Consider the following 12,267-nt stretch of genomic DNA (forward strand, 5'->3'; position numbering starts at 1 on the left):
CTCTAAGCCGATTTTAAAATATTTCTGCAATGCAAGCGATACACCTAGAAAAATTGATAAGGCCAAAGCTGAAGTCTTTTGTAAAAAAGATTCACAATATCCTGGCTGTATGGTTTATCAGCAAGCAAACATTGACCGGCAGCAAAAATGTTGAAAAGGAGGAGTTATTTTGCATCCTCAAATTTCAAAAAAAGAAGGCCTAAACCTATATTTAGTATTTTTATTAGTATTTGTATTTTTCCTTATAACTTCTCCGCCGGATGCTTTAGCGGCCAACGATGCCAGCGCGCTGCCGGGGGTGGAGTATTTTACCCCGGATCTGAATGCTTCGCTGCAGACGGTTGCTCCGATACTGCGCCTGATCAACTGGGCTGCGGGTATTTTCGGACTGATCCTGGTGGTGATAGGGATATGGAAAACGCTGAAAATCGTCTGGCAGGTCTTTACCGGAAGAGGCGATTATGAAGTCAAGAATGTCCTGGATATGCTGAAACCGGTTTTGTTCGGTATTATACTGGTGCTTTTCGCCATAACCGGGCTGTGGTATAAGTTTCTGGTATTCCTCTGGACGATGATCGTGCCTCAGGCCGAAGAAGGGCTTAATAATGTGAGAACCACCGGCGCGATCCTCAACGCTTTCAAATACCCGGGTTAAACGGGAGAACAGCCATGACGCGGAGAAAATCACCGGCAGTGCTGCTGTTATTCCTGCTGCTGTTCAACCTGTTCCAGATATTTATTTTCGAAGCTGCGGCCGAACCGGATCATACTGCTGCCGAAGCCGGCATGGAGGAAAGCGGGGACACCGGGGAGGAAACGGAGCAGGACGAAGAAGATGAAGAAGAGGGGGGAGGAAGAAGTTTTATCCCCGAGTGGATCGTCAATGCTTTTCAAAAGCTGGCCGAATTCCTGACGAATCCGGGTGCGACTCTATGGAAAGCCTTCACAAAGCTGATCGCTATTCTGCTGGACGATATACTGGAGCTTTTCCAGAATGCGTTTGCGGTCGCTTTTATTTATACGGAACCCTTTCCTGCCGACTCCTGGGTAAAAAACTGGTGGTCGGTAACGCTTCTTGTCTTTTTAGGCCTCGTTATGATTGCGGTTTTGTCCGCGGTGTACAGGAGCTTTTTCGCCAGGGACGAAAACAGCAAAGGACCTTGGGAAACTTTCAAGCCTTTAGCGCTGGCGCTGTTATTATCGTTCTTCGCCTTATTCCTGGTAAGGTTCGGGACGGATGTGCAGAACAATGTCTGGCAGGAGACGCTGAGTCCGGCTATCAGCACCACTTACGGCGCCGGGGGGGCGGCCTGGGACGGCGAACTGTCCGGAGTCCGCGCCGATATGGTCCTGAAGGCCATGCTGACCGGCGGCAATATGAGCGGTATCGACGTCAACCAGCTTGATTCCATGGGGGTATCCAAAGTGCTGTACGATCCGGACTCCGATCGCGGATCGTTTGCCATGATGGTCATAGTGATGGCCTGCCTGATCCTGATCGCTTTCGCTGCTATGCTGCATATCTGGATATTGGCCCTGGGGCTGGTGTTTTCGCCTCTCTATACCGGCGTCGGGGCTTTGAAGACAGCTATGGAGCCCATTATAGGTATTTGGAATATAATACTCAGAAGTCTGTTTCTGCAAAGCCTGTTCGGGGCCTTCTTTTTATTTGTGAGCAGTGTCCGCGCCGAAGGCCAGGCCGGATTAGGCGGCGCCAGCCCGGACCTGATCACTCTGATCATGATCCTGGTGCTGGTGTTTCTCATTCATTTCCTATATATCAGGGAAGTGCTCCAGGCGATAAGATCTCCCGGCGATCTGGGCGGAGCTAAAGTAATTAACCGCACGGGCCGGATCACTGCCGCAGTGGCCGGCGGAGCGGCCGGAGTTGCCGCGGCGGTCGGACTCGGGGGAAGGATGCTTTCCAATTCCGAGCGGGCCGGAGTATGGGGAAGAAAGCTGGGCCGGGGCATAGAAAAGACGGCCGGATGGACGGGAACAGGGGCCCGGATTATTCAAAGAGGCGGGGAGCGGTTGGAAAGGGAAGGGCTCAATGCTTTCCCAGGTGCCATTAAAGACGGATATGATACCGTACGTAATAAGGCTACTGCCAGGTTGAAACAGGCCCGGGACAATACCGACCGGGGCAAAACGATCGAGAAGATTAACGATTCTTTTGATAGGGCCAATAAAACTGATGCTTCTTATTTAGAGTCATTATACTATTCCGATCTGAAGCACGAACATGATAATAATCTGGAGGGATATCAGGGTTTTAAAGTAAATGGCGGCATTCGGGACAAAGTTATGCAGGCTGCGGAAGATAATTACGATAGCGTACCTGCTCAGGCATATGTATGGAATACTGAGGGGACCCAGGTATGGGTCCATCCGGCTTATGCCGAAGGGGCAGGAGAGATACTGGATGACGTTGCTCAGGAGGTCCAGCCTCTGAAGTATTGGAAAAAAGGCGACGGATTTATTATCTTGAAGGAGAATATTCCCGTAAAAGTAAAGACTCCGCCGGAGGACGGAGTATATATGGGAGAGTGGTGATTATGACCAGGCTGAGATCAGCAAAATCCAAAGACTGCGGTCCGGAATCAATCCAAAGAGAGATAAAATCCCTGGAAGATGGCATCCAGTGGTACGAAAAGGCTTTGGCTCATCTCAATGGCGCCGGCAGAGAATCGAACGGGACCCTGGAAGCATTGATACAAAGGAAGAAAAGCGAGAGGGATAAATTAAAGAGCAAGCTGGAAGGTCTGTCATCGTAGACCCCCCTGCGTCCGCCACCCTGCAGCCAGGGTGGTTTTTTTATCGGTATCGCTGTAAGAAAGAGAGGGGAAAACCATATCGGACTATACTTATTTGCCGGCGGATATTACTGAAGATACCTATATATTCCCTTTGGTGAAAGCAACGTATATCGTTCCGTTTGTTATTGCGTGCGGAGCTGCGGGGATGATCTTCCTTTTCTGCTGGGCAGCCGCCGCGGTAGTTTTAGGTTTCGTTTTCCTTTTCATGATCCCGTTAAGCACTGCCGTGATATTGGCTCTGGATATCCCGGGATGGTTAAACAAATGGAAATTGTTCCGGCAGGAAAGCGGTCACGCGGACGAAACAGAGGCGGAACCGGGCAGCCCGCAGGATATCGCCGTTATTTTGGGCAGCCAGGTCGTCATGGTCTGTGAAATCAAGCCCGGGCCGTGGGATTATTTGACCCCGAGCGAAAGACAGGCGGCTGCGGATAGTTTCCGGGCAGCCCTGGCAGAGACCAATCAATCCGGAGTAATGACCCAGGTAGTTTTAGAAAATTATCACGAGACCCGGAACATACCCGGAGCGGTCAGCACATGCCCCGGGACCCTGGCCATGCTGGAAGCGCGCAATGACTATTGGAACGGGATGGAAAGGTTCCAGGCCTATTATCATGTGGTTTTCTGGGGCAAGCGCCAGGATGTCGTCAAGGAAGCTGCGCTTGATTTTATGGGTCGCCTGGAGAATCAGAATATCAGTTATACTTTCCTGGCCCGGGAAAGCATTTTAAATTGGATGGAATATCAGCGTGATCCTTTTCCGGATATCGAAGAGGCGGCCGATCCCAAACAGCTGCGGCAGCGTCTGCGGGAACGATATAGCGGCGGAACAAACAGTTCCGGGAAAGCCGGGAAAGGATTGACCGGCACGCGGAAAAAAGAGCTCAAGGCGGCGGAAAATACCGGGTTAAGATGGCGGGAGCCGGCCGGAACCGGACGGACGAAGCCTGCCAGGTTGCTTGCTTTGACGGAACGAAGGCCTCACATAAAAATGCCGGCTATTCCCCGCCAGGCAACAGCGGGCGCGGAATCCCGGCTATTTGCCGAGGTCAAGGGATACCGCAGTCTGGCGGTATGGAATCCGGACGGGTACAAAAAAGCCGGCACAGCTCTGGAGCTGGCAATCAGTTTCAGAAAAGCCGGACGTGAGGCAGTCCTATTAGAATTCGACTGTGTCAATCCCAGGCTTGATATGTTGTTAAACATACCGAGACCTTCCCTGGAAAAGTGTTATAACCGCGATCCGCAGGAAATCGGAGCGGGGCTGCTGACTTTCGGAAGTCAGATAACGCCGGAAATAGCGGCGCGGCTGCTTTATAAATACAGATATGACATCCTGTATCTGCCGGCCGGAAACACTATGGGAGTTACGGACGCCCGGGTAATGACCGCTGAAGAGTACGAAGAATTGATAAAAAGCGTACGGCAGGAGACGAGAGTGGTATTGATTGATTGCCCTGCGGATCCGTCCCATCCGGGAACGCTGGCAGCTGTCAGATGCAGCGAGGCGGTCATCGTTCCGCAGTTTGAAGACGGCAAATATATGAACGAGACCGTAGGAAGGATGGAGAACGCCGGAATCAATATCATAAAGTACGTTCCGGAAGAGGAGCAGGGGAGGGAATTATGTATATAACCGACCGGGTCGTTAAATCAGGCAAAGGAATCCAAAAAAACCTAACAGTAAGAAGCTATCCCGAACAGATCTTTCCCGGCTGGCTGCAGGGGCTGAGCAGGCTGCCCGGAGTTTATAACCGGATCTCTTTACACTTTCGCCCGGCCAAATTCCAATGGAATTGGCAGATGAGAGCGAAAATGCGAAGGCTGGAAGCATCCATAGCCGCTGCCCAAGGCACAGTCGAAGGGGTAAAACCTTACGAAGCCCGGGCTCTGCAGGGCCTGAAGTATTTACAGCAGCAGACCGACTGGAATGAGACTGAACTGTATGACATGAATATGGTGGTGACAGCCTGGGGAGCCGGGGAAGACGAAGCGCTCGACAGCAGCAGAGCGCTTGAAAAATATTTATCCCGGTTAAAGCTGAAAACGGACGAAAGGATCCTAACCCAGCTTGACGCATTCGCCCTGTCCGGGCTTTTGGGCATCGTTCCCGCTTATTCCGGCAAATCGCGTTTGCTTGACGGTGAAGCCGCAGGCTGCTTCTATCCTTTTCTGGAAGGCTCGTTATCGGAGGAATGTGAAACGGGGGTCTATGTCGGAAACCGGGTGAGCAATAACAGTCTGACGTTCCTGGATCTGATCAGCGGCTCCGGAGCGAAAAATTTCCTGGTGATAGGCAAAACGGGCGAAGGCAAGTCGACCTGGCAGAAAGGCTTCAGCGTCAGTCTTCAGGGAACGGGAATGAAGATATTCGTAATCGACGTTGACCGGGAGTATATCGCCTTAGCCCGCAAACTGGACGGCATAATAGTAGACACGCAGAATTCCAGGTTCCCCGACCCGAGCAGGATTCCGGCCGGGATCGGAGACCGGGACGAGGACGGCGCCCGGGTAAAAAATACTGAAAGCAATGTTTTCTGGGCGATAGACCTGCTGGCCAAAGGCATGGACCATCTGGAAAAGAACGCCTGTGACACAGCGCTGAGCGCTCTGTGGCTGGAGACAGGCATTATCAGGGAAAACCAGAACACCTGGGACCTTCCCCACGGAGGAATCAGGCGCTGGTATAATCTTCTTGAAAACGACGACACCGAGACGGCTCCGGGGGCGGTAAGCCTGCGGGCCAAAGTGCGGATCTTTTTCCGCGGTTCTCAGCAGGGCCTTTTTACCGAACCGGGAGAAGAAACAGACCTTTACGACAACGACTATATTGTTTTCGATATCTCCGGGGCGGTAAACAACACGGAGGACGCTCATACCAGTTCCATAAAGCTGGCTATGACCTTCGCCACCGTATGGGATATGGTAAGGCGTGAAAGAGCCCGGGGAAAGGTTTATACGGCCATATTTTTCGACGAAGGCCAGCGGGCCCTGCCGGTGGACAGTATTTCGGACTTTGTCCTGCGCATCGCCACCACGGCCCGAAAGTTCAACTCCATGGCGGTATTGGCTACCAATAATTCAGCCATCCTGTGGGGGGATAAAACCGGCGGCTCCCAGGGAGGCGAGGGGCTTTGGAACAATACGCATTATAAGGTGTTTTTTTATATGGAAGAATCGGAAATCAAGCAGATCGCCGACCACGGGGCGGTTCCGGAAACGGTTACATCATCTATTAGCCGTCTTCAGGGAACCTATTCCTACATCCTTAAAACCCCCGGGGGTTATGACCGGCTGAAAATGCAGCTCCCCGATGAAGAACTGGCTTTATACCGTACCCGTGGACTTAAGGGATCTGCCGATTAATGTATTTTCCTGGAGGGTTTATTTATGACTATAAAAGTTAGGGAAGTGGTAAAATTAATTACACAAGACGGCTGGTACATAGTGAACCAGGTGGGCAGCCATCGCCAGTATAAGCACCCGACCAAGCCCGGCCGCGTAACTGTTGCGGGAAAACTTGGCGATGATGTGTCGGCGGGAACGCTCAACAGTATATTTAAACAAGCGCAGTTGAACAGGAGGCAGGGTAAATGAATTATTTAGTGATCATCGAAAAGGCGGGAGAGAATTATTCGGCCTATCTTCCTGATGTCCCCGGATGCGTAGCAACAGGCAGAACGAAAGAAGAAACCCTTAAGAATATCAAACAAGCGTTTAATATGCATGTACAAGGCTTGAAAGAAGACGGGATCCCGCTGCCTAAGCCGAAAACGGAGGTCAAATACATCTCCGTATAGTAAAATCGAATAAATCAATAATCGACTATTGTCGGCAGCAGTGCATAACTGCTGCTTCGTTATTTTCTGAGAAATATTATTGGGAGAGTAGAGAAGGGTGTCGGATTCGATTTTAGTCCGTGGCGCAAGCCGGTTTATAAAGCGGAAAGCCGGGAAACTCATGGCAACCGGAATATTAGCCTTATTGTCCGTAATCTTTTTTATCCCGCTGTTCTTCCTGATACCTTTTCTGGATATAAACAATAAAGAGATGTTGCCAGGAGGGAGCGGCGGCGCCGCCTTTGTTGTTGCCGAGGAAATCGCCTTTCAGGAAATAAAGCCTCAATTTATAATCGATTGGCTGCAGCGGTGTAATTCGGCTCTCGCAACGATGGAATTTGCCAACGCCTGCATTGAAGCAGGGAGGAAGTATAATGTGAATCCGTTGCTGCTGGTCGCGATCACAGGGCAGGAGCAATCTTTTTGCCCGGCGGGCTCGCCGGCGGCAATGCTGAGAAACCCGTGGAATACGTTCGGAAGCTGGCAGAACACCGATCATCCGGTTGAGAAGTCGGCTATGTATGCGGCGGAATGCATTGCCCGTCTGTCGGGAGGACGGCCGGAAGGATTCCATCCGGTCGCCTGGCTGAACAGTACGGACAACAAAGGGGGGATGTATGCCACCGATCCTGATTGGTGGAAAGGGGTATCGGCGTTTTTCAGGGAACTGCGGACTGACCACGGCGATCCGGCGCCCCTAATTGCAGGTAAATTTGCTTCTCCGATCCAGACCGGGTATTTTATTTCTTCTTCATTCGGGGAAATGCGCAGCACCGGGCCCCACACCGGGGTCGATTTTGCCTGCCCTCTGGGTACCCCGATATACGCTATGGCAGACGGGGTGATATCGGGTCTGGTGCAGGGCGACCCTATCGGGGGCAATGAGGTGTTTGTCAGCGGAACGGACGGCAGGACATACGCATATCTGCACTGTTCACATTTTGCCGCCGTGCAGGTGGGGCAGGCCGTGAAGGCCGGGGACATGATCGCATACGTAGGAAGTACCGGCAGGAGTACCGGCCCCCATTTACATCTGGGCGTAAAGGAAAACGGCCGGTGGATCGACGGGCTGAAACTGCTGAAATGAACGTTCGGAAAGGAGGGCGGATCAAAGGGGAGGTCGGCTGGATTTTTCGGGAAGTTTCCATTGAACCAAGTAAGGAGTGGGGAAATAGTATGAAAGAAAGCAAACGTAATGAAAATAAAGGTACGGATATAAGCAAGCTCTTGTTTATTATTTCTGAGGACGCATTCCGGATCCGTACAGGAGCGCATGATATCCTGAAGGACAGTCACGGGGAAGTCGGCGCTAAGGAAGCGGTCATAGTCGAGGATATGATCAAGCACATGGAATCAATATCCGCCAGGCTGCCGGCTATGAAGGAAGTTGCAGTCAGTCTGCCGAAACGGTAATATGACTGCAAATGCCGTTATTACATAACATAAGTGTAATTTTAGAGCAAACCGTAAATTATTATATTTTAATTCCACGGCGCAGGTATGTTCCGTGGAATTTTGTCCGGATACGATTCTATGATAGAACTATTGGTAAGCGATAAATAATAATATACCAATTAGTATGCAAACAGTGTACAAATCAATATTTAAAATTGATTAGAAAAAATTTTGCTAGCTTGGTTGTTAATGTACTTATCAGGCATACATAGACCAGAAAAAGCCTCACAGGGAATTCTGCAAAAAAGAAAGGGGGGAATCGGATAGTCCTATACTTGAGGTATGTCTTCAACGGACCTTCCTCTGTTTCCGCAGAATAAGGGCTTGCAATGTAAATTTTCATGCTATTCACAATAATTAACTCCAGAAAGATTTAAAAATCGGGTAAATTTTATTTACACGATGCATCACTACAAAGACAATTGCTAGAGATACTACAATCCATTTAGATAATATAGGTTGGCAACAGAGTAGTATTAGAATGAGGAGAAACCATATAAATGTGACAAATTGTGCCCGATAGGCATTTCGGAAAGAGCTACCCGCTTTAACCCGCGACTGAAAATCATATTCAAAAACAAGACAGATATCCCATATTACATAAAGAGCAAATATTATGACTGTTATAATTAAAACTGATTTCAAGGATTTATATTCCATTAGCAGTAATGTATAAAGCAGGACCAATAAAACGTCAATTACAAACCTTGCAATACCGAGTAAACTATTTTTCGAATGCGGGTATTTTTCGATTGCTCGATGATATCCGAACCAGCTCAATACTACTACTAAAAAACATATTAAGAAGGTTAAGAAAGTAAATAGTTCATTTACATTTGGTAAATGCGTATGCAATATCCAGTTTTCAGAAAAGATTCCTTTTAATCTAATACCGTTGCCTTCGGGCACTAATCCGATTAAGATAGCAAATGTAAATAGAAAGTCAATAAATGTTACGCTGTACTGATTAGGATTATTATTATCAGTAGACATAGCCTATCCTTCTAACCATAAGCATTTATAAGTGATTATAACTTTGGTAATAAATGGGGTCAAGGGTTATATGACCTATACTCGATTTGTCGGGTATAGGTCAAAGAGATGATCTGAATGACCGTATAGATGCATTACTTATCTGGCAACACCGCTGCCGCATAAACAAAAGGATCATAGGGCTTATGATATGCGGGGCTGTCTGGTCTGGAAAACCGCAGAGCCTAATGAGCTGGAAAAACGGCGCAAGGACTTGGATAGCGAGTTATTTGGTGAAGAAATACTTAGTTCTACGCTATGAACTAAAAATAACAAATAATACTGATTAAAATTCTTTTGCAAAATATGGGGAAAATTGTTATCCTTGGTTTTAAAGAAGAATATTTTTAAATATGGATGGGATAAAGCCAATTTATTCAGTTTCAAGAAGACGATAGAATAGGCATCTTTATATAGAATTGTATATGGAGGTGATTTTTTGAACCGATCTCCGCTAAGATATCCGGGGGGGAAAAGCAGCATCACCCCTTTAATTAAATTGATTCTTTCCAAAAAAGATAATAGAACGACGACATATATTGAGCCTTTTGCAGGGGGGGCAGGGGTTGCGATAAACCTCTTGCTGGATGGCGTTGTCGATAAGATCGTCATTAACGATTATGATAAGGCTATATACTCCTTTTGGCGTGCTTTAAAAGAGCAAACAGACGGTTTAATTTCTTTAATTGAAGATACGCCAGTTACTATTGAGGAATGGTATAAACAGAAGGCGATATATTCTACCTCAAACCGGAAGTATTCATTACAACTTGGGTTTGCAGCTTTCTTTTTGAATAGGACAAATCGTTCCGGTATATTAAATGCGGGTCCAATTGGGGGGTATAGTCAAACCGGCTTGTATAAAATGGATGCCAGATATAATAAGGCAATGTTAGTTGAACGCATACAGTCTATTGCTGCTAAGAAAAAAGGTATTTTTGTATACAATAAAGAAGTGCGAAGCTTCTTGACCCACATAGTGCCTAAATTTCAAGAGCATGCATTTATATATTTTGATCCGCCTTATTTTATGAACGGAAAAAGGCTTTATAAGAACTTCTTTGTTGAGAATGATCATGTAGAGATTGCACGCAGTATTGTGCAGAATGTAACTTGTGATTGGGTTATGACATATGATGACGAGGCAAGGATCAGATGCTTATATTCGAACTATGCTATGAGAAATTATGTTTTAACTTATAGTGCTGCGAATAAGGGTAAAGGAACAGAATTGATTATATTCAAGTCATCGGGATTAGTGCCAAATGAACTTGAAATTAAAAATGAATTGACTAGATTGGCAATAAGCAATTTCTAAAGGCGGGACTCGTTTATGTATAAAAGCATCCAGATTGACGATTTCAGATTATTTAAAAATCAGAAGATGTTGTTAGGTAAATATTTGACAATATTAAGTGGGCGAAATTCCACGGGGAAATCTACGATTCTTGGAATGATCGCTAATTCTGGAGAACTTAAAAAGAAAGATGGCGTAACATATTTATCCAAAGCTTTTCGTGCAGATTTTAGCGAGTTGTTTAAGGGCAGTAAAACTTTTGACGCCATAGGAGCTAATCGCTTCTTGATCACATTATGTGACGATGATGGCAAACAGACAGATTACAGAAGCTTTAGAACCGCCTGGCAACAAAAGGATAAGGACAGAAAAAGCCGAGCATCAAGTGGCGATGCCTCTGTATCTGATAATTCTGTTAGCAATTACGTTTCAGATATAAAAAGGGAACGATTTCGCATTATTCCTTTTAAAAAGGAAGATAACAGACGGACTGAAGCTAAATTTAACTACCCGATAATTTATCTTGGCTTATCGCGTTTATTCCCTCTCGGGGAATCCAGCGATGACTTGATAACTACAAATGAAATAACTTTTAAAAACGAAGAACACAAGCAGTGGTTTATAAACAATTACAAATCAATATTATCAATGCAATCAGACGTTCTGGACATAACTAATTACAGCATTGGAGAAACAGATAAAAAAAACGGTATAGGAATTAGCACCGATCATTATGACTATTTGACAAACTCATCAGGACAAGATAATTTAGGCCAAATTCTGTTGGCCTTATTGTCTTTCCGCAAGCTTAAGGAAGAGCGGGGCGAAGCATGGGATGGAGGCGTTCTATTGGTTGATGAAATAGATTCTACGCTTCATCCGGCTGCCCAGAACAGGTTGATTAAATTATTTATCAGAGAAGCGCGTGCTAATAAACTGCAGATTATCCTAACAACACACAGTATAAGCCTTTTAAGGGATATTTGCGGCAGAACTGCATATAATAGTCACGAAGAAGATGTGAATAACGATATTGAACTATACTACCTCACAAGTGCAAATAGAAGACTAGAGATTAAGCGCAATATCGCTTTCACCGAAATTGAGAGTGATTTATTAGTGAGTTCTGTCGTACAAAATAGTAATAAAATAAAGGTTTATTCAGAAGATGCTGAGGCAAGATGGTTTTTAAAATACTTGATACCGGACTACTTATGCTACGTAGACTTACTTGAATCCTCCATTGGATGCGATTCCCTTATTAGCATGTATAATGCCGACATTTCTTATTTTGGAAACACGCTTATTGTTTTTGACGGGGATGTGTCTGAGGAACAGCTAAAAAAAATTCCAGATGCAATACGGAAAAATTTAGGTAATATTATTAAGCTCCCGGGAGGAAAGCCTCCCGAGCAAGTTATCTATGAATACTTGTTAAATTTGGACTCGGATCATGCTTTTTGGAGTAGTCCGGCAAGCCGGGTCGGCTTTACTTGGGACTATTTTAAAGAACGTGGGCCGTTATCTGATGATTATAAAGGTGAAAAGGATCGTGATAAATACAAAGCGTGGTTCAACAATCATAGACAATATTTTGAGTCAACAAAGCTGATGGATTTCTGGATGCAAGATAATAAAGAAGTTATAGATGCTTTTAAGCTTGATTTTTTACAAGCATACAATCGTATAGCCAAGAGGACTGCAACTTTTGAAATCAGATAATATACTGCTTATGTTTTAGAAATTTTTTTGGAAGCTTAAGGTAAAAAATTAGAGCATAAGTACTGCAAATAATTAAATACATAGTACTCTATTAACCCTTCGG

The 12,267-nt window shown here is 46.2% G+C and carries 12 protein-coding genes; 11 read left to right on the forward strand and 1 reads right to left on the reverse strand.

From position 1 onward, the window contains the following. Positions 1–169: 169 nt before the first annotated feature. The 9 genes from ACU70B_RS00515 (at position 170) to ACU70B_RS00555 (ending at position 8,071) form a co-directional block, all read left to right on the forward strand. Entirely contained in the window at positions 170–655 is a 486-nt protein-coding gene (locus ACU70B_RS00515) for a hypothetical protein (protein ID WP_447184413.1), read from the forward strand. A 14-nt stretch (positions 656–669) separates the two neighbouring features. Continuing rightward, positions 670–2,556, forward strand: a complete 1,887-nt coding sequence (locus tag ACU70B_RS00520) for a hypothetical protein (RefSeq protein WP_447184414.1) — start codon at positions 670–672, stop codon at positions 2,554–2,556. A 2-nt stretch (positions 2,557–2,558) separates the two neighbouring features. Beyond that, positions 2,559–2,777, forward strand: a complete 219-nt coding sequence (locus tag ACU70B_RS00525; protein WP_447184415.1) for a hypothetical protein — start codon at positions 2,559–2,561, stop codon at positions 2,775–2,777. A gap of 187 nt (positions 2,778–2,964) precedes the next feature. Further along, on the forward strand, positions 2,965–4,455 hold the full coding sequence (locus ACU70B_RS00530) for a MinD/ParA family ATP-binding protein (protein WP_447184416.1): 1,491 nt from the start codon (positions 2,965–2,967) through the stop codon (positions 4,453–4,455). Beyond that, positions 4,446–6,185, forward strand: a complete 1,740-nt coding sequence (locus ACU70B_RS00535) for a VirB4 family type IV secretion system protein (RefSeq protein ID WP_447184417.1) — start codon at positions 4,446–4,448, stop codon at positions 6,183–6,185. The genes ACU70B_RS00530 and ACU70B_RS00535 overlap by 10 nt, the downstream gene beginning before the upstream one ends. A gap of 24 nt (positions 6,186–6,209) precedes the next feature. Beyond that, the gene (locus tag ACU70B_RS00540; RefSeq protein ID WP_447184418.1) at positions 6,210–6,416 is read left to right on the forward strand and encodes a type II toxin-antitoxin system HicA family toxin; all 207 of its coding nucleotides are present in this window, start codon (positions 6,210–6,212) and stop codon (positions 6,414–6,416) included. Further along, positions 6,413–6,619, forward strand: coding sequence for a type II toxin-antitoxin system HicB family antitoxin (locus tag ACU70B_RS00545; RefSeq protein ID WP_447184419.1), 207 nt, complete (start codon positions 6,413–6,415; stop codon positions 6,617–6,619). The genes ACU70B_RS00540 and ACU70B_RS00545 overlap by 4 nt, the downstream gene beginning before the upstream one ends. A 97-nt stretch (positions 6,620–6,716) precedes the next feature. After that, entirely contained in the window at positions 6,717–7,745 is a 1,029-nt protein-coding gene (locus ACU70B_RS00550; RefSeq protein ID WP_447184420.1) for a M23 family metallopeptidase, read from the forward strand. A gap of 89 nt (positions 7,746–7,834) precedes the next feature. Continuing rightward, positions 7,835–8,071, forward strand: a complete 237-nt coding sequence (locus ACU70B_RS00555; protein ID WP_447184421.1) for a hypothetical protein — start codon at positions 7,835–7,837, stop codon at positions 8,069–8,071. A 399-nt stretch (positions 8,072–8,470) separates the two neighbouring features. Here the strand turns inward: ACU70B_RS00555 and ACU70B_RS00560 are convergent, their stop codons facing one another. Next, a complete protein-coding gene (locus ACU70B_RS00560) occupies positions 8,471–9,106 on the reverse strand; it encodes a hypothetical protein (RefSeq protein WP_447184422.1) in 636 nt (211 codons plus the stop codon). A gap of 478 nt (positions 9,107–9,584) precedes the next feature. Between ACU70B_RS00560 and ACU70B_RS00565 the strand changes: the two genes are divergently transcribed. Both ACU70B_RS00565 and ACU70B_RS00570 read left to right on the forward strand, forming a co-directional pair. Continuing rightward, entirely contained in the window at positions 9,585–10,463 is an 879-nt protein-coding gene (locus ACU70B_RS00565) for a DNA adenine methylase (protein ID WP_447184423.1), read from the forward strand. A gap of 15 nt (positions 10,464–10,478) precedes the next feature. After that, a complete protein-coding gene (locus ACU70B_RS00570; RefSeq protein WP_447184424.1) occupies positions 10,479–12,164 on the forward strand; it encodes an AAA family ATPase in 1,686 nt (561 codons plus the stop codon). Positions 12,165–12,267 lie beyond the last annotated feature (103 nt).

The sequence above is a fragment of the Syntrophomonas curvata genome, assembly GCF_052976825.1.

Excerpts from the sequence above, each read along its gene's own strand:
- ACU70B_RS00570 (WP_447184424.1), top strand. The coding sequence starts at position 10,479 with ATGTATAAAAGCATCCAGATTGACGATTTCAGATTATTTAAAAATCAG.
- ACU70B_RS00535 (WP_447184417.1), top strand. The coding sequence starts at position 4,446 with ATGTATATAACCGACCGGGTCGTTAAATCAGGCAAAGGAATCCAAAAA.
- ACU70B_RS00530 (WP_447184416.1), top strand. The coding sequence starts at position 2,965 with ATGATCTTCCTTTTCTGCTGGGCAGCCGCCGCGGTAGTTTTAGGTTTC.
- ACU70B_RS00555 (WP_447184421.1), top strand. The coding sequence starts at position 7,835 with ATGAAAGAAAGCAAACGTAATGAAAATAAAGGTACGGATATAAGCAAG.
- ACU70B_RS00520 (WP_447184414.1), top strand. The coding sequence starts at position 670 with ATGACGCGGAGAAAATCACCGGCAGTGCTGCTGTTATTCCTGCTGCTG.
- ACU70B_RS00525 (WP_447184415.1), top strand. The coding sequence starts at position 2,559 with ATGACCAGGCTGAGATCAGCAAAATCCAAAGACTGCGGTCCGGAATCA.
- ACU70B_RS00540 (WP_447184418.1), top strand. The coding sequence starts at position 6,210 with ATGACTATAAAAGTTAGGGAAGTGGTAAAATTAATTACACAAGACGGC.
- ACU70B_RS00560 (WP_447184422.1), bottom strand. The coding sequence starts at position 9,106 with ATGTCTACTGATAATAATAATCCTAATCAGTACAGCGTAACATTTATT.
- ACU70B_RS00545 (WP_447184419.1), top strand. The coding sequence starts at position 6,413 with ATGAATTATTTAGTGATCATCGAAAAGGCGGGAGAGAATTATTCGGCC.